The sequence below is a fragment of the Flavobacterium quisquiliarum genome (genome assembly GCF_019308285.1).
In the GTDB taxonomy this organism is placed as follows: domain Bacteria; phylum Bacteroidota; class Bacteroidia; order Flavobacteriales; family Flavobacteriaceae; genus Flavobacterium; species Flavobacterium quisquiliarum.
This window is the reverse complement of the sequence record NZ_WWEM01000016.1, coordinates 29,086-48,485: the sequence shown is the minus strand read 5'-3', so window position 1 is coordinate 48,485 and position 19,400 is coordinate 29,086. Positions and strand designations below refer to the sequence as shown.

Annotated in this window: 13 protein-coding genes; 2 read left to right on the top strand and 11 right to left on the bottom strand. The window is 33.6% G+C overall.

The window, feature by feature from the left end:
• Positions 1-33: 33 nt before the first annotated feature.
• The 5 genes from GSY47_RS06350 to GSY47_RS06330 form a co-directional block, all read right to left on the bottom strand.
• On the bottom strand, positions 34-1,173 hold the full coding sequence (locus tag GSY47_RS06350; RefSeq protein WP_179002487.1) for a TlpA disulfide reductase family protein: 1,140 nt from the start codon (positions 1,171-1,173) through the stop codon (positions 34-36).
• 91 nt (positions 1,174-1,264) lie between these two features.
• Positions 1,265-2,470: a TlpA disulfide reductase family protein gene (locus tag GSY47_RS06345; protein ID WP_179002488.1), complete on the bottom strand. Its 1,206-nt coding sequence runs from the start codon at positions 2,468-2,470 to the stop codon at positions 1,265-1,267.
• A gap of 63 nt (positions 2,471-2,533) precedes the next feature.
• The gene (locus GSY47_RS06340) at positions 2,534-3,937 is read right to left on the bottom strand and encodes a RagB/SusD family nutrient uptake outer membrane protein (protein ID WP_179002489.1); all 1,404 of its coding nucleotides are present in this window, start codon (positions 3,935-3,937) and stop codon (positions 2,534-2,536) included.
• Positions 3,938-3,954: 17 nt separating this feature from the next.
• Complete coding sequence (locus GSY47_RS06335) at positions 3,955-7,518, bottom strand: SusC/RagA family TonB-linked outer membrane protein (protein ID WP_179002490.1); 3,564 nt, start codon at positions 7,516-7,518, stop codon at positions 3,955-3,957.
• Positions 7,519-7,742: 224 nt separating this feature from the next.
• On the bottom strand, positions 7,743-8,894 hold the full coding sequence (locus tag GSY47_RS06330) for a FecR family protein (RefSeq protein ID WP_179002491.1): 1,152 nt from the start codon (positions 8,892-8,894) through the stop codon (positions 7,743-7,745).
• 279 nt (positions 8,895-9,173) lie between these two features.
• Between GSY47_RS06330 and GSY47_RS06325 the strand changes: the two genes are divergently transcribed.
• The gene (locus tag GSY47_RS06325; protein ID WP_179002492.1) at positions 9,174-9,785 is read left to right on the top strand and encodes an RNA polymerase sigma factor; all 612 of its coding nucleotides are present in this window, start codon (positions 9,174-9,176) and stop codon (positions 9,783-9,785) included.
• Between the two features lie 10 nt (positions 9,786-9,795).
• Here GSY47_RS06325 and GSY47_RS06320 read toward each other — a convergent pair whose 3' ends face one another.
• Together GSY47_RS06320 and GSY47_RS06315 are read right to left on the bottom strand one after the other, a co-directional pair.
• Complete coding sequence (locus tag GSY47_RS06320) at positions 9,796-10,146, bottom strand: gamma-glutamylcyclotransferase family protein (RefSeq protein WP_179002493.1); 351 nt, start codon at positions 10,144-10,146, stop codon at positions 9,796-9,798.
• A complete protein-coding gene (locus GSY47_RS06315; protein ID WP_179002494.1) occupies positions 10,147-10,896 on the bottom strand; it encodes an MBL fold metallo-hydrolase in 750 nt (249 codons plus the stop codon).
• A 103-nt stretch (positions 10,897-10,999) separates the two neighbouring features.
• Here GSY47_RS06315 and GSY47_RS06310 point away from each other — a divergent pair, with 103 nt between their 5' ends.
• Entirely contained in the window at positions 11,000-11,872 is an 873-nt protein-coding gene (locus GSY47_RS06310) for a LysR substrate-binding domain-containing protein (RefSeq protein ID WP_179002495.1), read from the top strand.
• Positions 11,873-12,007: 135 nt separating this feature from the next.
• Here the strand turns inward: GSY47_RS06310 and GSY47_RS06305 are convergent, their stop codons facing one another.
• From GSY47_RS06305 to GSY47_RS06290, 4 genes are all read right to left on the bottom strand, one after another.
• Positions 12,008-13,918 carry a sialate O-acetylesterase gene (locus GSY47_RS06305; RefSeq protein ID WP_179002496.1) on the bottom strand — a complete coding sequence of 637 codons (1,911 nt, stop codon included), beginning with the start codon at positions 13,916-13,918 and terminating at the stop codon, positions 12,008-12,010.
• Positions 13,919-14,089: 171 nt separating this feature from the next.
• Positions 14,090-15,715 carry a GH35 family beta-galactosidase gene (locus GSY47_RS06300; RefSeq protein WP_179002497.1) on the bottom strand — a complete coding sequence of 542 codons (1,626 nt, stop codon included), beginning with the start codon at positions 15,713-15,715 and terminating at the stop codon, positions 14,090-14,092.
• A gap of 87 nt (positions 15,716-15,802) precedes the next feature.
• Entirely contained in the window at positions 15,803-18,007 is a 2,205-nt protein-coding gene (locus GSY47_RS06295) for an endo-1,4-beta-xylanase (RefSeq protein WP_179002498.1), read from the bottom strand.
• Between the two features lie 13 nt (positions 18,008-18,020).
• A complete protein-coding gene (locus GSY47_RS06290; RefSeq protein WP_179002499.1) occupies positions 18,021-19,391 on the bottom strand; it encodes a glycan-binding surface protein in 1,371 nt (456 codons plus the stop codon).
• Between the last annotated feature and the right edge of the window lie 9 nt (positions 19,392-19,400).

Genomic DNA, 19,400 nt, shown 5'->3' with positions numbered 1-19,400 from the left:
CTGAACACTAAATACTTAAGACTGTGAACTGATTTATGATTTACTGAAAATTTCTTTCAGTTTAGATTGAAGTTCAGCTTCTCTAAGGTTTTTGGCAACGATTTTACCGTCAGGTCCAATTAAGTAGTTGGTTGGCACCATTTTTACGCCATATAAAATAGCAGCTTCATTCTGCCATCCTTTTAAATCTGAAACATGCGTCCAAGTTAATCCATCTTTTTCGATGGCTTTTTCCCAAAGGTTCTTTTTATCATCTAAAGAAACGCCTAAAACATCAAATCCTTTATCGTGATATGTTTTATATGCTAAAACCACATTTGGGTTTTCTTTACGGCAAGGTCCGCACCAAGAAGCCCAGAAATCAACTAAAACATATTTCCCTTTGTAATCTGAAAGTTTTACTAATTTTCCGTTAACATCTGTCTGAGAAAACTCTGGTGCAGCAACACCTACAGCTGTTTTATCATTAAGATCAATTGCTTCTTTTAACTGTTTTCCGTAAACTGATTTTTGCACTTCAGGAGTTAAAATACCGTAATACATTTTTACCTGTTCCGGCGTTCCATAAGACACAATTCTGTCGCTAATTACCAAAGCTCCTGCAATTTTATCTTTGTTTTTTCTAATAAATTTATCAGTCAAATCATCAGCAAAAGTTTGAAGATCTTTCCACTTTTTGTCCATTGCAGTTTGTTGTTCTGCCGTTAATTTTACTTTTCCGTTCTGCGTTAACGAATCTGATAATTTATAAACAGGACCTGCGATGTTCTGTATTTTTTTGAACTCATTATCATAATACGATCTGTAAATATCATTTTGAGTTGCTCCACTTACTTTTGCTTTGTAAATAGAGTCTTTTTTAGCTTCTACTTTAATATCTTCATTAGATAAAAGAAAATAGGCACCGTATTCTTCTCCTTTTAATTTAATAGTATGCAGTAAAGGTTCTGATACTTTTCCAGTAAGAGTAAAAGTTCCGTCTTTTTGTATTTGTGCAGAATCTGCGATTTTTTTGTTTCCTTTTTCATCTGTATTTTCCAGATAAACAGTTCCTTTATCTAATCCGGCAATAGTACCGTTAATAGTAAATCCTTCTTCTTTCTTTGAACAAGAATTTAGCACAGTCAGCAATGCTAATGCCGATAAACCTGATTTTAAGATTGTACTTTTCATGTTGATATTTTTTTTTGTTATTTTTTAATTTCAGTTTAGGTTTTCAGTTTTAATTTTCGACTGTAACTGAAAACCATAACTGAAAACTGAATTACGATTTTAATAGCTCTTTTAATTTCGCTTCTAAGTCTGCACCTCTTAAATTGTCGCTGATAATTACACCTTTACTGTCTACTAAATAAGTTGCTGGTATTGCTTTTACGTTGAATGATTTACTTACTTTATCATCATCTAAAAGATTGTGCCACTGCATATTTTCCTGTCCCAAAGCTTTCTGCCAAGCTTTTTCGTCTTTGTCGATTGAGATACTTAAGATTTCAAATCCTTTTGCTCCATATTCTGCATAGGCTGTTTTTAAATTTGGAATTTCTTTACGACATGGTCCGCACCAGGAAGCCCAAAAATCAACTAAAATGTATTTTTTTCCAGCGACAATATCCTTTGCATTATATGCTTTTCCGTCTTTATCTTTCAAATTGAAATTAGCAATGCTTGTTCCTATTAAAGATTTCGGATTTAGGTCTTTATCTACAACTTGTCCATAATAACTTTTCTTTGCTGCCGCAGAAAATTGCTCATAGATTGGTTTTTGCTCTGGTGTGAAATAGCTGTATTGCGTCATCATAAAAAATGGTCCCCACCAAGAGTCTTTATGTTTTGTAATTACAGCTAAAGTTGTTTTTTCTACTTTAGTAAAAAATGCTTTTTCATCAGCTTCAAATTTTTTCCAAACTGGAAGATTTTGAAGCGAATCTGCTGCTTTTGTATTCTTATCACGTTTAGCTGCACCGATTAATTTACTTAGTTCATTTGATTCTGCAGTATGGTAAGCAGCATAATCTTTTTCAAGTTCGTCTCTAAAAGCAGTTTCTTTTTTATAATAATCATTTGATTTAGAACCAGTAGTTACTTGATTTTTAAAAGTAATTCTTTCATCTTCGTTTTTTGAAACTTCGGCATCTGCCGTAACTTTTATTTTTGCATTTTCAACTAATAAATTCAAGTAACCTTTATTTTTTCCAAATGCGATAAAGAAAAAACGAGGCTCATTCAATTTTCCTGTAAAAGTAAATTTGCCATCCTTAATTGTTGTTTCTGCTACTGGTAATTCTGAAGAATGTGTTGCTCCAGGAATTAATTTTACAGCTGTTCCGTCTGTAAGACCAGTTATAGTTCCCTCGATAATGTAAGATGTTGCTGCAGAAGCTGCTACTTTTTTCTTTTGTGCTAAAACATTATTTGAAATAACAAATAAACAGATGCACAGTCCTAATATCTTATATTTAATTGTGTTCATTTTGATTGATATTTTTAGAAAAGCTTCCTTTTCGGAGTTTCTAATCAGGAAGCTTTTGAGTTATTATTTAGCTACATTTTGTGTAATTGTTCCGTTTCCTGGATTTAACACTGCTCCTTGCGGGAATGGCATTGTCCATAAATGAGAATCAGAAGATAAAGTGTAAGTGTTTCCGTTTGCTGTTTTGGTAAAACTCACTTTATAAACACCTTCTGCATTTAAACGTCTTGCGTCTGCAAATGGAGTAAGTGTCTGTACAAGTTCATTGTTTTTAGTTCTAAGAATCGCATTCATAGCAGTAGTTTTATCAGTAGTCGAAATATCCTGATAAGATGCTGGAAGAATACGAGTTTTACGAACTGTATTTAAAATTGCTAAAGCTTCACTGATTTTGTTATCACGTGCTAGACACTCCGCTTTGATTAAATAAACTTCAGTAGTTGTGATTCCTCCAAAATTGTACATCCCAGATAAAATCGAATAATAATAGGTATCATTAGTTACGGTTCTTATTTTCCATCTTGATTTAAAACGCACATCACCTGTTTCAAAACGCTGTGCTCTTTCTACCGGTATGTTTGGTTCACGCCCTAAGTTACGAGTTGAACCATGTCTAAAGACGTAATTTTCAGTATAATTAAAACCCATTGGAGAAACGGCTGTAGTGTAAGAACCTGGTACATCTATAATAGCTTTATTTGCTTCGTAAAAAGCTACCCAGTCAAACAACTTATTATTTTCTGCCAATGCCAAATCTGCATATTTTAAAGCCTCAGTATAATTATTCATTTGCAGATAAACTCTTGCATAAAATGCATAAGCTGTTCCTAAATTTGGATGCAAAGGAGTCTGAGATACCTTTAATAAGTAAGGTAAAGCTTCTTTAATATCGTTTAGAATAAAATCATACATTTCCTGAATCGTAATTTGTTTACTAGGCGCATTAATATTGGCACTAGTAATTAGAGGAACTGATAATTTTGTAGCAGCCGTAGAAGCAACATAAGTATCTGCATAAAAATTAGTCACATAAAAATAGTTCATGGCACGCATTATTTTTGCTTCTGCCCAAACTACTCTTTTTTCTTCTTCTGTAGCATTAGTTGAATTTAATGCATTTTCGATAATTAAATTGAAAGCCGAAATCCCTCCGTAAGTAGTATAATAAGTCGATTCGTCTGATACTTTCAATGCAATACGATCTGCATTTTCGTCCCACAGATAAAGTGCATTATACAATCTATTGCTTGTTAAAGTGGTCAATAATACATATTGATCATTTAGTAATTGATTAGCCCCTAAAACATCTATTCTTGTGTTGTATTCATCACGTAAAAAAGCTTCATAATCTGCTAATGTTGTTGGTGATTTTGCTCCTTTTGGAACATCATTCAAATAATCTTCACAAGATGCCAAAGTTAATCCTAAAGCCAATAAACACGCTAGTTTTTTATATATATTTTTCATCGTCTAGTCCTTAAAAATTAGAAATTAACATTTACCCCCAATACAAAACTTGGAGATGTGAAACCGCCCAACATATATTTAGCGTCTCTGCTTTTTGCGAAAGTATAGACGTTTTCTGCATTCAAATTGAAACGCACTCCATCTAATTTCACTTTCTTAATAATAGCGCTTGGCATTTGATACGCTAATGATACATTGCTTAATCTTAAATTTGAAGCATCAAGAATGTTAATATCAGCGTATTGATAAATAGTACGAGACTCTGAGTTAAATTCTGGATCATATTCGAAAACTGCTTTTGGAATATTTGTAAAAGCCTCGTCACCTGGCTGTTTCCAACGATCGGCAATATGATTGTTTACTACTGTAATATCGGTTACATAACCTCCCATTGCGCTATTGTAATTATTGTTTAACATTGGCAAGAATGTGTTTCTTACTTTATGCCCTAACTCATAAATGAAAAGAGCTGAAAGTGAGAAGTTTTTATACTTTGCAGCAGTATGGAAAGAACCACTGTGTGTAGGAACTGTTGATCCATAATCATCAATTGCATCAAGACTTGCTGGATTGAATTTTACTGCTGTTCCTGCAGCATTATAAACCTGAGGAACTCCAGTATTACTTAAACCAGCCCATTTGTAGCCATAAATAGAATTAAAATCTGTTCCTACTCTTGGGAAAGACTTAGGATAATCTAATTGAAGAATATACACAGGAGCTTTGATATTTACATAATCTATTCTGTTTTTATTGTAAGCATATAATACCGATGCATCCCAAGAGAATGACGGCGTTTTTACCATTGTTCCCCTCAAAGTAACTTCGACACCTTTGTTAGTCATTGACCCATTGTTAAGTGAGTAAGTTGAATATCCAAATCCTTCTGTTGGAATTCCCTGACTGCTCGACAACAAATCTTGACCTTTTTTTCTGTATAAATCTAAGGTTCCGCTTAATCTGCTTTTAAACATTGAAAAGTCAAAACCAATATTTGTAGTAGTTGTTTTCTCCCAAGATAATTCTGGATTTGGTCGTTTACCAACACTTCCCTGTGTTCCCCCAACATTTGGATTAGCGCTATAAGTTGCTGTTAAATAGGGTGCCGAATCTTTAGCGATATTTCCTGCAATACCATAAGAGCCACGAAGTTTAAGAGCATCAACCCAATCCACATCAAAAAATGATTCGTTGTTAATATTCCAGCCCCCACCTACAGACCAGATTGGTTTGTTTTGGTATTTACTGTCTGTTCCCCAAAGATTAGAGCGATCCCAGCGCACACTTCCAGAAAGCGTATATCTTCTGTCATAAGTATAACCTCCTGTTGAGTATACTGAAACATAACGGTTCTGTAATTCTTTTTGTAATGAAAAATCATTTATCGTCATGGATCCGCCAAAAACAGCTCCATAAACTTTTAGTAAATCGGCTTGATTTATTGCTGTAAATGATAAAGCTTGCGAATCGTAACCGTAACGAGTGTTATTTTCAAATTCTTGTTTTGAATGACGGATTTCCATACCTGCAATTGCAGAAAAATCATGTTTTTCAGCAAAAACCTGATTGAAATTTAACTGCTGACGGAAATTATAAGCATTAGAAAACTGATTGGTTTCTTTTATAATATCTCCGTATGGTAAATTGTAAACTGCTTTATTATTAGTAATAGTTACCAAACCATTTACTCTATTTCTTACATAGTATGAATTTCTGTCAAATAACTGATTAGCACGATCAGACCCAAATTCATATTGGAACATCGCATTGTATGTAAAGGCTTTACTGAACTTCACATTAAACTTTGCATAAGTTCTGTTTAGGAAACTTTTGTTTTCAACAAGATTTCTTCCAAATTCATCCATTGGAGTAATATCCATATTATAAAGACCATAAGTCTGCATTGACTGAAGTGTGAAGTTGTTATAACGAGAGGCAGCTGTAGAAACAAAATTAGTTCCGTCGTTATTCACTAATTGATTGTATGGCTGATATTTAAATCCTGGACTTGAAGCAAAATAACTCTGTGTATCTCCTTTTCCAAAATTGGTATAAGTTCCTAAATCCAAAGACAACCAGCTGTTAATTTGTGTAGAGTTTTTGATATTGATTCCAACTGTTTCATTTTCAGAATACACATCTTCAAGCTGATTACTTTTGTAAGTAATAGAGGCATTAAAAGTATTGTTTTGTGTTGCTTTACCTAAACTAAGGTTGTGCTGTAAAAAATATTGATCACGTTTTGCGTATCGTGCCACATCATCATAGTATTTATAACCTTGAGAACCAAGAGCGTCCAAACGGCTGTTCATTTCTGCCATTGAAGTTTTTCCTGCGTAACCATTTAAAATAGTCTGCATTCCTAAACTTGTAAATACAGCATTAGTCAGTGCTGATTGTGCATAAGTAGCCGCATTAGCAGTTTTCAAATTAGGATTTCCATTTGCCCATTCTCTTTCTAAACCAATAATATCAGCAGAATCTGTAAGGTTTCCAGTATAGTTTCTATAAGGAGTAACTGTTAAGTTGCTTGAAAATGAAATATTAGTTTTTCCTTCTTTCGCTTTTTTTGTAGTAATTACTACTACTCCATTTGCTGCGCGGGCACCATAAATAGATGAAGCTGCAGCATCTTTTAAAACCGTAATCGTTTCAATATCTTCCAAGTTCAAACTAGGAACATTTTCTTCTATTGTAGCAAATGGAGTAAGCTTTGTATTTTCGACAGGAAATCCGTCAATAACATATAATGGAGCGGTAACACCATTCATAGAAGTTGTTCCTCGAATTTTTCCATCTTGATATCCAACAACACGCCCTTCTAAAATATTATCTAAACTGCTTAGACGCTGTTCTTTAAAATCTTCAGACTTTAAATTAGAGAAAGATCCTGTGGCCTGTTCTGCCTTTATATTTTGATATCCAGTTTTTAATACTAAACCTTCTAATTCCTGTACATCTTCTTTTAAGACAACATTGATAACACTTCTGCCTTCAACTTTTATTTCTTGTCTAATGTATCCTAAATAAGAATAAGCCAATGTAGTTTCACTGCTGACAGCAATAATCTGATATTCTCCGTTAAAGTCTGTGTTTACGCCTCTTCCAGAACCATTATCGGCAACAGCTGCACCAACTAAAGGCATTCCTTTTTCGTCAGTAACACGCCCCTTTACGATAAAATCTTTTTCTGCTGCAACTGTTTTTTCTTCTGGCGCTTTTTTTGCCATCAAAACAATATGGTTTCCAGAAACTTTATAGTCTGTACCCGTATTTCCAAAAATGGTATTTAAGATCGTTTCGATAGAAACATTATTCTCATTAACATTAATTGTTCTGTTTAAATCAACAGATCTTACATTGTAAACAAATCTATAATTAGTAGTATATTCAAGCTTTTCGATAACTTTTGCAACGGTCATGTTATTTGCATTAAAAGACATTTTGGCCTTTTGCGAGTAGCTTACTCCCGCCTGCATAACCGTAAAAGTGGTTAAAATAAATAATGTGGTCAATTTCATTTTCAAATCGAATTTCAAAAAAGGCTCGTCGAACCTGATTCTGTTCAATAGTTTTTTCATACTTTTAAAATGTTTTTTTTAATGTTGGTTGGTTAATTAACTGATCGCATTTATTCTACCGGGAAATGTTGGCGCATTTTCCGGTTTTTTTATAACGATCCTTTTCATTTTTGGATTTTGTTACATAGGCGTTTAATTTATTTTAGATTTCTGATTTTAGATTTTAGATTCTAACTATAATTCTTAATTCTTAATTCTTAATTCTTAATTCTTAATTCTTAATTCTATTTAATAGTAATTTTATCCCGATCTATATCGTAATCAATAGCATAACTATCGCTAAAATATTTCAAGACTACTTCAATTGGTTCGTTATCAAAACGGGCATTGAAAATTTCCTTTCCTAGTGCTTTATTTCTATTGATAAAAGTCACATTATAACGACGTTCCAGTTTTTTAATAATATTCTCAAATGAAGCATTTTTAAATACCAGACTTCCTGTTACCCAAGCGGTATAATATTCTGTATTCACCTGCTCTTTTGTAATTTTTGACTGCCCTCTTTCATTTGAGCCTTTTTCTCCAGGCTTCAGATATACTTGATTTTCTTTTGTTTTTTGATCTTTATATAAAGACACTTTACCTTCAACCAAAACCACATCTGTACTTGAATTTTCACTATAGGTATCAACGTTGAACTTAGTTCCCAAAACCTCAACATTTATGTTTTGTGTATTTACGTTAAACGGATGTTCTTTATCTTTTTCAACTTCAAAATAAGCTTCACCTAAAAGATACACTTGTCGGTTTTGATTTTTGACAAACTGCACTGGATAACGTAATGATGTTCCAGCATTTAAATGTACCAGCGTTCCATCAGACAATTGTACTTCAAACTTTTTCCCGTACGGAATTCGGATTGTATTGTAAACCAATGCACCTTCGGCATAAGCTTTAGTATAAACCAATCTATCTTTTTCCTGTCTTCCAATTACATTTCCATTTTTATCAGTTATATTTCTTGCTTCATTTAGCTTAAGATTCTGTGATTCGTTTCCAAGTTGCAATACAATTTCATCTTCTCTCGGAATTACTACATTTTGTTTTGGTTTTGTTACGGTATCTGAATTTTTATAAAAATAAAATCCACCCAAAGCCACAATCAAAATCGCTGCATATTTATAGTATGATGAAAATCTTCTTTTATAAAAAGCATTATTTTCTTTTCTGATTCTTTCTGAAAGCTGTTTTCTAACTTCAGTAGAATCAAAATTGTTCATAGCAGTATCTATTGCGTAATTGGTTTTCACAAAATCCTTAAACACAATTTGATTTTCATCTTGCTTCAGCCATTCAGTCAGCTGTTCAATCTCTTCCTGACTTGCCTGATTTGTGATAAATTTCACGATTAATCGTTCTGATTTTTTCACGGTCATTTTAGTTGTTTTTAATATTATTACGAAGCAAAAAAACAAAACCCTAACAATTTGATAAAGTTTTTTTCATTTTGATGCTTTTTTTATTTTTCACAAGTTTTTTCTCTCAATAAATTCTACTAATTTGATAGAAATAAAAGAATAAATGTTTTTATCTTTGCCTTTTTTCGGGTTTTTATTTGTAATAAATTTCAAATAGAAATTATCAAAAATGAAGATTTTTAGCAAATAAAGGTCTTATTTGGACAGTGAAAATTATAAATTTATATATTTGTTTTTATGAAAACGGGTGATTACAGCGATAATACTATACTTATTGAATCTCTAAAAAATGGAGATGAAATGGCGTACACTTATTTAATCGATACCTATCACCATAAACTTTGCGTTTACGCTAACAGTTTGGTTAAGAATGTTTACAGCGCGGAAGATATTGTACAGAATGTTTTTATTAAGGTTTGGGAACAGCGTACGAGATTAAAACCGGAACATTCCTTAAAAAGTTTTCTTTATAAATTAACTTATAATGAGTTCATCGATTTATATCGAAAAAATCAGTCTTTGTTTTCATTAGAAAAATCCTATTACGATGCTTTGAACGGAATTGTTCAGGAAGAAGATTCTGAAGCTTTTCAGAGAGTTTTAAATGCTGTGAATAAAGAAATTCAGAATCTGCCTCCAAAATGCAAAGAGGTTTTTATTCTGAGTAAAAAAGAAGGTTTGACCAATATTGAAATAGCGGAACATTTGGATGTTTCGATTAAAACCGTTGAAGCCCAGATCACTAAAGCGTTTTCTATACTGCGTTCTTCGTTGGAAGAAAAAGTGAGAAGTGTTTTGTTTCTGCTGTTTTCGGCTAAAAAAAAATTCAGACTAAGTAAATTAATCTGAATTTATTGACTTATTGTTTTAAAGCATAAATAAATCCTATTCCCTTTTTTCCGGTTTCGAGTTCATATTCGGTTTCGATACGAGTGTAACCGTCGCCTTCAAATTCGTCTAGATAATCCCAATTTGCTGTTAGATCTTCTGAAAAAAGAACATAACAATTTATAATTTCGGCTTCTTCAGAATTCACAGGAATAAAACCATTATAACCTAATGACGAACCCCAGCCTCCTTCTTCCAATTTTCCTTTTATAATCGCTTTATGCCATTCTCCTTTTATAGGATCCATAACCGAATGATTGGATTGTCCAGGCGTCAACGAACCGTAAATAACTAAAGCAGGAATTGATTTTAAATCTTTCATTTAGGAAACGTTTTCCATTTTTTGCTCAAAAATTTCTAAAACAGGCATTTTCATATCGTGATAAAAAAGCACTTTCCAATTTTCGTCTTTGGCCTGCTGTTCCCATTTTTTACGAGATTCTCTAGCACGTTTTCCGTCAAAATCCGTTTTGTAGGCGACATGCATCGACCAGTATATTTTTTGAGGTAAATCATCTGCTCCGTAAAAAACAATTTCATCATCGGCTTTGATCCAGAAAACTTGATGAAATTTTGTATGTCCTGCTGAAACTTCGTAGAAAATTTCATTTGTAATATTGCCTTTATCATCATTCATTAACTCGACATTAGGCAATTTTTTCAGTTCATTTAATATCTCAAAAACATAAGAAGGATTATTGATTTGTTCCAAAGCAAAATCTATTTCTCGTTCCTGAATGTAAATTGTTGCATCAGGAAAATTTTGAACCAAATTTCCATTTTCAAAATAACCAATTCCTTCAATATGATCTTTATGCAGATGCGAAACCAAAATTTTTGTAATTTGTTCTGGACCAATATTATTTTTTCGAAGCATTTCATGAATAAACGGAATTCCATCATTCATAAATCCTAAACCAAAATCTAATAATATGACGTCATTATCTGTAATAACAACAAAAGGCTGGATGGCCATTTTAAGCCCCATTTCGGTGGTGTTTTCTGTAATTAATTGAAACTCTTTTTTAGAATTGGCAATATAATTTCCTTCTTGTAAAGCTATAATTTTCATTTTTGTTCTGCTTTGATTTTGAAACATTACAAAGTTCTTAAGAATTTCTATATTTGTAAAACCTTATTTTTCGATAAAATCAATCGATAAAACCGATTTAGAAATGGAACTTCGACAGCTTAAATATTTTCTGAAAGCAAAAGAATTATTGAATTTTACTGAAGCCGCGTCGGCACTTTATATCAGTCAAAGCACATTATCACAACAAATTAAACAATTAGAAGACGAATTGCAGGTACCACTTTTTAATAGAATTGGAAAACGGATTACGCTTACAGAAGCTGGAGATTTATTCTCGGTTTACGCGCAGCAATCTGTCAACAAAGCTTCTGACGGATTTGAACTTTTAAAAGATTTGAATAATCTTGAAACGGGGAAAGTTGCTATTGGCGTTACATACGCCTTACGTCATGTAGTTACAAAAGCGTTAATTGTTTTCAGTTCTGAATTCCCTAAAATTCAATTCGAAATCGTCTTTGGAACTTCACAAGAATTAATTCATAAACTAAATCATTTTGAACTTGATGTAATTTTGACTTTCGAAGAAATTGCTTCTGAAGCGCATTTCAAATACAGGGAATTATTTACATCTCCAATGGCTTTAGTTACCTCAACTGAAACGTCATTTACCAATAAAAATAGTATTTCTTTAAGCGAAGTGAGTTCCTTACCGCTTGCACTTCCATCGAGTGGTTTTAGCACAACACAATTCATCAATAAAGCTTTCAAAAATGACAATCTCAATCCAAAAGTTACCATCGAAATCAATGATATTCCAACTTTACTCGAACTGATTAAAACAGGAAAATGGCATACCATTTTAACGAAAACGACAATTGAAAACGAAAAAGATCTGCACGCGATTCCCATAAGCGGCAAAAATATGACGAGAACTGCCATGCTGATTTCTTTGAAAGAAGCTTATGAGAAAAAAGCGGTTACTACTTTTTTAAAAATGCTGATGACTGTTAATTAAAAATTGAGAATTAAAATTGTCTTTGAGGTTTTCGTATAGTTTGTCATTTCGATTTCTATGATAAAACTAGATGTCTAAATAGACTAACAACTTTGTCAAAGTTTAAAACTTTGACAAAGTTCTCGCAATCAAAATCTATTTCAACCCTGCTTCAAACGGCGAAGCTGGCAAATTTTCTTGATTATATAAATTAGCATTAAATGGATTATCTGCCCAAGCATAACGCACTTTTACAGGATTACGAATATCATTATTCCACACCATAACTTTATCGCCTTCGATAGTTGCTTTTGCCCAAACAAACTTTCCATCTGCACCAGCAACTGCAAAACCGTTTAAAGTATTACCGCCTTTGTTCATTAAACCCGTTCCTAAACTGTCAAAACTTAAAACAAGCTGTTCATCTTTTTGTTCCATTGATTTAAAAATAGGACCGGAAGTGACTAATTTTTTTTCGCCGTAAACTAATTTTCTAGCCTGTAAAGCTAATCGTTTTCCCACATCAGATTTATTCAAAGGATGAATGTCATTCCATTCTCCTAAATCTATGGCAACTGCCATTCCGGTATTTGGAATTTCTAAAACCTTACTTTGCTGCTGTCTTAAAACTGCCCAATTACTTTCAGTTGGTTCTGGTTTTGGATCCATAAAATTTGGCAGTTGAACAAGTAGAAAAGGAAGTTTTTCCTGTTTTAATTCTGTACGCCACGTATTTATTAATGTTTCCATTAAAGCGGTATATTCCAAAGGCTTTTTTGTATTGGCTTCGCCTTGATACCACAAAACTCCTTTCAGAGAATAATTTTTAATTGGCGCAATCATAGCATTATACAATCCAACTGGTTTCCAGCGTACAAAAGTCTGTCCGGGTAACGGAAGCATTTTTGAGCCTAATTTATAATTCCAGCTTCCTTTTAAATCAATAGTTTTATCGTCAATAATTAGTTCATAAGGTTTATCCGTTACAAAACCGCCTCTGCCTGAGTTGTTAATAACACGAATTGTAATCTCGTTTTTTCCTTCTTTCAAAATAGATGAATTGAAAAAATAAATTCGAGGTGGATATTGATAAGAAGTGGTTCCCACAAAACTTCCGTTTACAAAAACAGAATCGGCATCGACAATTCTTCCTAGAATAATTTTCGCTTGGCTCTCTTTGATTTTACCTAAAGTGAATTCTTTTTTAAACCAAACAGGACCATTTAAATTTCCCAGTTCTCCATCGGCCCAATAACCTGGAATATTCATCGTTTTCCAGTCGGAAACATCAGTTGTATTTTTCCATTTATTTTTTAAGCCAAGATCTGTATCGTTTAATAGTTTATACCAATCTGAACTTACTTTTCGGTCGTTTGCATCAATTTCTTTTTCAAGTTTTCCGTCTTTAAATTTTAAAAATTCCTGATAATATTCTGGAAACTTTTTAATTCCTTCTTCATTAATCCAAGATTCTGCCGGAGAACCACCCAAAGCGCTATTGATTAATCCGATTGGAACTTTGTATTTCTCATAGATTTCTAAAGCAAAAAAATAACCAACACCCGTAAATTGCAAAACGTTCTGCGGATTTGCTTCTACCCATGCCCCTGTTGAGAAATCGTTTCTTTCTTTTTCGAAGTAGTATTCGTCTGGAACTAAAAATTGTCTGATTTTTGAATTTTCAGATTTAGTAATTACTTCTTTATATTTATCCTTCAATCTGTCCATTGGAAGTTCCATGTTCGATTGTCCTGAACACAGCCAGACATCTCCAAAAAGAATATTTTTCAGAACAATTGTATTGATTCCTTTTAAAGTCATTTCAAACGGACCGCCTGCTTTTTGTGACGGAAGCTGAATGGTCCATTTTCCATCTTCGGCTGTAATGGTTTTATATTTTTTCCCTTTAAAATCGAGTTCTATATTCTCTTTCGGCGATGCCCATCCCCAGATATTGATTTTGGTATCACGCTGTAAAATCATTCCGTCGCTTATTAATCGCGGCAGTTTTATCTGTGCATTGATTGCAAAAGATATTAGAAATGTAAGTAGTATTATTTTTTTCATGCTATTTAGTCTTTCTTGGTGTCAATTTTTTCGCCACGAATTCACGAATTTATCTAATTCTTTCTTTGTGTTTTAATTATCAGCAATTACACAAATTAATTTGTGTAATTTGATTATTCTGCAGACAAAGATTTTAATAAAAAAATTCGTGAAATTCGTGGCTAAAAAAACTTATTCATAACTATACAATTTTATTTTCTGGATTTCGTAATCGCCAACTGAAATTCTCAAATGTCTGCCTTGATGCGTTTGGTCGCCATTAAAATGCCTGATGGTTCTCCATTTTTCATTTTCAAATCTCCCTTGATCGGTTTTTAAAATCCCTGCGTTTAGATTTTCTTTTAAAGATTTAAAAGTGACCACAATACCAGAACCTGCAATATAAAATTCGTCTTTAGCAATTTCTATAATAATGGAACTTGACATTGGCCAAACATTCTCTTTTGCTCCATCAGACCAATTTAGCGTATAATCATGCTTAAAGGTGAATTCATAATTACCCATTTTTATAATCTGAGTATTATTTTCTTTGTCTAGTAAAACACCATCAATTTTTCCTTGTCCTTTATTGGCTTCAATTGTTGGTGTTAACTGCTGGACTAAATCATAGATTCTCCCAAGCGGTTCTTTTTTCGCATCGGCAACCGATTCTATTGAGAAAGGCGAAAATCCAATGGCTTCATAATGTCCGATAGCATACAAACCTTTAAAAGGCGCCGTTTCATCAAAACGATGTTCTGGAATAAATAATGGATCGCCTTGTCGCGTAAACAAATCGTTCCATTGTTTGAATGACGGATTATAAAAATCTGGCGCTAGAAAATCAATTGAATTTCCTGCTGCTTTCCAGACATCCATAAGATGTGGCAACGGTCCAGCACTTGGATATTGTCCCGGTTTTTTCTCTGGTGCATTTAAAGCTGCATTCACAAACATCGGAATTGGATAGACATCCTTTCCTGCTTTTGCAATTATATTAGTAAATTTTGAAAAATACCAAGCCATAAAAATTTCATCGGTATGCAGGCCTTTTCCAAAAATGTCTTCCCAATTTCCAGCAGTTTTGAATCCGTTTTTCTTCCAGATTTCCAAGAATTCTGGAACCAGTTTTTCTTTGTTTTTCTGTAAATATTGAATCAATTCTTTTGGCACTTCTTTTTTGAAAGCGGTATTCGCTAAAGAGTTATAATCACGAGCCGTTGGTAGCATTCCGATTTCGTTCTCAACTTGAATCATAATTACGGTTTGTTCTTTTTGGTCGAAATCTTTAATGTGCGACATTAATTTTTTGAATGCATTTAAATCTGCCTGTAGATTATTTTCGCTGAAAGGTGTTAAAATCTCATGACTTTTATCTTTGTCATCTTTAACTCTAGGATATTTTTTCTGATTTAGTTTAACCCAAGCTGGCGCATGACTTGACATACTGTTTTTCCATGATCCAAACCACAAGAAGACCAATTTTAAATTTTCTTTTCTGGCTCTAAGAATTAAATCATCAACCAAAGCAAAATCAAATTTCCCTTCTTCTGGCTCTATAAGTTCCCAATAGATTGGTGTTAAAACAGTGTTGAGATTCATGTCAACCAATTTGGGCCAAATGGTTTCCATGCTTTCCATACTGGTGGCAGAAGAATTTCCTAATTCTCCACCTCGTATTATAAAAGGTTTATTATTGATAATGAGCTGCGTTTTATTTCCTTTTTGCTGCAGATGAGGTATTTTCTCTTGAGAAAAACCAAATTGAGTCAGAACAAAAAATAGTATTACAGCCGTACTTTGGGAAAATTGGAACATTCTAATTCTTTTAAAAAATTAAAAAATAAATAATCCATAATATAAACTTTTTACGGTTCATATTATGGATTAAAACTAACTTAAAAATTACTTAACTAATTCTCCTGAAAAATCTTTACTTACGTCTTTTCCAGCAAGACCATCAGCAGCTCCTTTATAAGCATGTTTACGAACGTAATTGGCATCCCAAAGGTTTGGGGATTCATTTGGAAGCCAGTATTCGTGCTCTTTAGCATTATCAGAAACACCCCAAATCGTGATTCCGTATTGTTGTCCCACAGGAATGTATTTTTTGTACATATCGATTACGTACTGATACATTTCTGCTTGCGAAGCCTGTTGTGCTACAGTTGGTGTTGCAGTTCCTAATCTTATGTCTAATTCAGAAATTTTAATCAATTTTCCTGATGCCGCCAATTTTTGGAACATCTGAACAATTTTATCTTTATCTGTTGTTAAACCAATGTGCATTTGCGTACCAATTCCATCAACTTGAGCTCCTTGGCTTTCGATATATTTTACATATTCGATTAATCCATCGCATTTATCCAATCTAGATTCTAAATTGTAATCATTAATGAAAAGTTTATCCGTTGTATTTCCGTACTGACGTGCTAATTTGAATGCTTTTACGGCATAATCTTTTCCAAGATATTTTACCCATGAGAAATAATCTGTTGCTGTATCGCCTTCGGTTCCATTTCTTAGAGTTCCGTCTTCTTTCATTGGTTCATTTACAACATCCCATGCAAAAACACTAGTTTTGTAATGTGTCATCATTTTAGAAATCCAATCGGTCATAGCATCGCCAATAATTTTGGTTTTCTCAGCATCGGTTTTTTCGATTGTAATTGGGGCTGTTGCTCCTCCTCCAGAAGATGTTCCGTCTGTTACTAGAACATTATCAATATAATAAGTTCCTGCAGCACCACCTAAGTCAAAACCAAAACCTGTCTCACCGCCTTTAGCTGTTATTTTCCATTCTATCAGTTTCCATGCTGTAGTAGTTGTCTGATCTCCTTGATAACTAGCCAATGATCCTGGTGTAGTAGAGCATCTTACAGAACCATTGGCTTCAGAACGAATCATATAAGAAATTGTATAACTTTTTCCTGCTACCAATGCAGAAGTAAACGTAGTCTGAATTTGAGTTTTCCATTGGTTCGTAGCATCAGATGTTGCATTTACCACTTTCATCGATCCGCTTCCCTCATAAACATTTGTAGCTCCTGTTCCTGCGCTTAAAGCATCCACGGCCCCATTGGCTTTAGTCCATCCCGTAATTCCTGAATTGAAATTTCCATTAGAAACTAAATTAACAGGTCCTGTTGCAGCATCAAGATCCACAACTGCCAAAGTATTAGCATCAATTAAATAGGTTACATTTGGAAGATATCCTAAATCTATATTAAATTGAAATGTTGTACTTCCTGATTTAAAATCTCCTGGAGCCAATTTAATTTTAACTTGCTGCCAAGAAGATGTTGTGGCAAACGCTTCTGTCCCTGTTCCAGTATTCATCCAATCTTTGTAAGGATATTGAGAGTTTAAAGAAGCATTAAATGAAATACGTCCTTTACCTGCAATATCTGATTTGATATAGAATGAAATCTCATAATTGTGTCCAGTAACAATTGGCACATTTGGAGATGTCAATTGAAGACTATAAGGCAAAGAAGATGAAGCACTAGATGCCAGCTGAATTGCTGCTGATGTACTAGTTAATCCTGAATTGGCAACAGTTGTAATTCCTTTTCCTGAATTATATGTTGTCCAGCCTGTGAAGGTTCCGTTTTTAATAGGTGTCAGGTCTAGAATATTAGTTCCACTTGAACCAGGAATTACTGTTGGTCCAATAATACCATTCAAATAACTTGCATTTTGATTGGAATGCCAAATTAAGGTATGACCAAAAACAGTTAATCCAGCACTTTTTGTTGCCGCAATAAAAGCATCTACATTGGTAAAATTAATCTCTCCTTTAGAGTTTACCATAGCACCATGCTTCATTTCATAACCTGGAGTCACCTCATCAAAATTATCATTTACGATTTTTCTATAAGCTGCATCACTCATGTATAAACTGATTCCGATTCCATTTCCTAATGAAAAATCTGAATAGTTTTTTAATGGCTCGTAACGGCTGATTTTTTCTACTAAAGCTAAAGGAAGCTCAGCTCCTGTAACTGCTCCATGTTCTGGGTCTTTTCCCCACTCCATCAAATTATCATCACATGATGATAAAATCATTAGCGATGAAGCGATTATTGGTATGATATATTTAGATTTCATTTTGTGGTTTTTGTTAGTTAAAATCATTGTAAACTGGCGTATCTAATGGTACAATTCTCCAATTATCTGTGTACACTTTTACAGAAGTTGCTTTTGAAGGGAATTCTACTGTACTTTCTGTTCCCAGTACATCTTTCATTTTTACATCTGCATTTTCAAACCAAATACCAAAGTTTTGATACGTTGCAGCTTCACGATAAGCTAAAACGGTTTCAAACGTAGCAGCTTCTTTAGACCATTGATAAAATTTATTTAATGGAATTGTAACCGTTGTCCATCCCGTAGTTTGGAAAGCGACAGATTTTCCATCAACAAGCCAAGGAATGTAATTGTAAACTCCTCCAGACCATGTTCCTGCATTGAAATTGTTAATTGTACATATTTTTAAATAACCTGAATCTTTCCATGCATCTGGTACATAAATATCAAACTGAAAGGCTACTTTATCGAGCGGTGTGGTTGTTGGGATAAAAGGAGTGAATTGAGCTCTCCAGTTATCAACACCAGTTCCTCCTGTCCAAACCTCTGTTGCTCTGCCTGTTGCTGCTGCAATTGAAGTAAGGCGAGCTGGACGATGCGGTACATATTTACCATGAGAAAGGTTTCCTGTACCTATTGAAGCCGATTCCAAATCAGTACCCAGAATCATACCTTCAGCAGGTGGATTTCCCCAGAAACTATGTTGTCCTCTTCCATCAAAATCCAAAATAATACCTCTTTTGCAATTAAAATATGCCGGAGAATAAACACCTCCGTTTGAAGTTTGAACGAATAATGAACCTCCATTATCCGAAACACCGTTTGGTACTGTAACTGTAAAGAATTCACCATCTTCATCAGATGTAATTCCTGATTTTACTTCTATATTTCCTGGAAAAACTACTTTGCTTACTTCCGTTAAACCAGATCCTGAAACAATAATAGTTTCACCTGGATTTGGCATTGTATTCGAAATGGAGGAAATAGCTGGTTTTCCTGCACGAATTTCAAAAGAAAATGTTACTTCATGAGAATCGTTTACAAAACGGATTGTATTTCTTACTGAAGGATCTGCATCTGAAACTGGAGTATCGGCAGATATACTGACCAACATCGAATTGTTTGTTACAAATACCACATTAAAGTAAGTGGAATATCCATTAATATAAACCTTCTTCAGTCCTGTAAATCCTGAACCTTCGATACGCAATAATTGTCCTAAACGAGCAAAACTTACTTCTCTATCTGGCACAGAAGAGTTTATATCTTCCAAAAATACTCTTGTAATTGTCATCGAACCGCCTTCAGAATCGTTGTTGTCACATGAAGTAAACAACATACTGAAAACCATCATTCCAAGAAGTGCGATGGGTGCCCAATACTTTTTATTTAAAATATATTTCATATTACTATT

Excerpts from the sequence above, each read along its gene's own strand:
- GSY47_RS06350 (WP_179002487.1), bottom strand. The coding sequence starts at position 1,173 with ATGAAAAGTACAATCTTAAAATCAGGTTTATCGGCATTAGCATTGCTG.
- GSY47_RS06345 (WP_179002488.1), bottom strand. The coding sequence starts at position 2,470 with ATGAACACAATTAAATATAAGATATTAGGACTGTGCATCTGTTTATTT.
- GSY47_RS06340 (WP_179002489.1), bottom strand. The coding sequence starts at position 3,937 with ATGAAAAATATATATAAAAAACTAGCGTGTTTATTGGCTTTAGGATTA.
- GSY47_RS06335 (WP_179002490.1), bottom strand. The coding sequence starts at position 7,518 with ATGAAAAAACTATTGAACAGAATCAGGTTCGACGAGCCTTTTTTGAAA.
- GSY47_RS06330 (WP_179002491.1), bottom strand. The coding sequence starts at position 8,894 with ATGACCGTGAAAAAATCAGAACGATTAATCGTGAAATTTATCACAAAT.
- GSY47_RS06325 (WP_179002492.1), top strand. The coding sequence starts at position 9,174 with ATGAAAACGGGTGATTACAGCGATAATACTATACTTATTGAATCTCTA.
- GSY47_RS06320 (WP_179002493.1), bottom strand. The coding sequence starts at position 10,146 with ATGAAAGATTTAAAATCAATTCCTGCTTTAGTTATTTACGGTTCGTTG.
- GSY47_RS06315 (WP_179002494.1), bottom strand. The coding sequence starts at position 10,896 with ATGAAAATTATAGCTTTACAAGAAGGAAATTATATTGCCAATTCTAAA.
- GSY47_RS06310 (WP_179002495.1), top strand. The coding sequence starts at position 11,000 with ATGGAACTTCGACAGCTTAAATATTTTCTGAAAGCAAAAGAATTATTG.
- GSY47_RS06305 (WP_179002496.1), bottom strand. The coding sequence starts at position 13,918 with ATGAAAAAAATAATACTACTTACATTTCTAATATCTTTTGCAATCAAT.
- GSY47_RS06300 (WP_179002497.1), bottom strand. The coding sequence starts at position 15,715 with ATGTTCCAATTTTCCCAAAGTACGGCTGTAATACTATTTTTTGTTCTG.
- GSY47_RS06295 (WP_179002498.1), bottom strand. The coding sequence starts at position 18,007 with ATGAAATCTAAATATATCATACCAATAATCGCTTCATCGCTAATGATT.
- GSY47_RS06290 (WP_179002499.1), bottom strand. The coding sequence starts at position 19,391 with ATGAAATATATTTTAAATAAAAAGTATTGGGCACCCATCGCACTTCTT.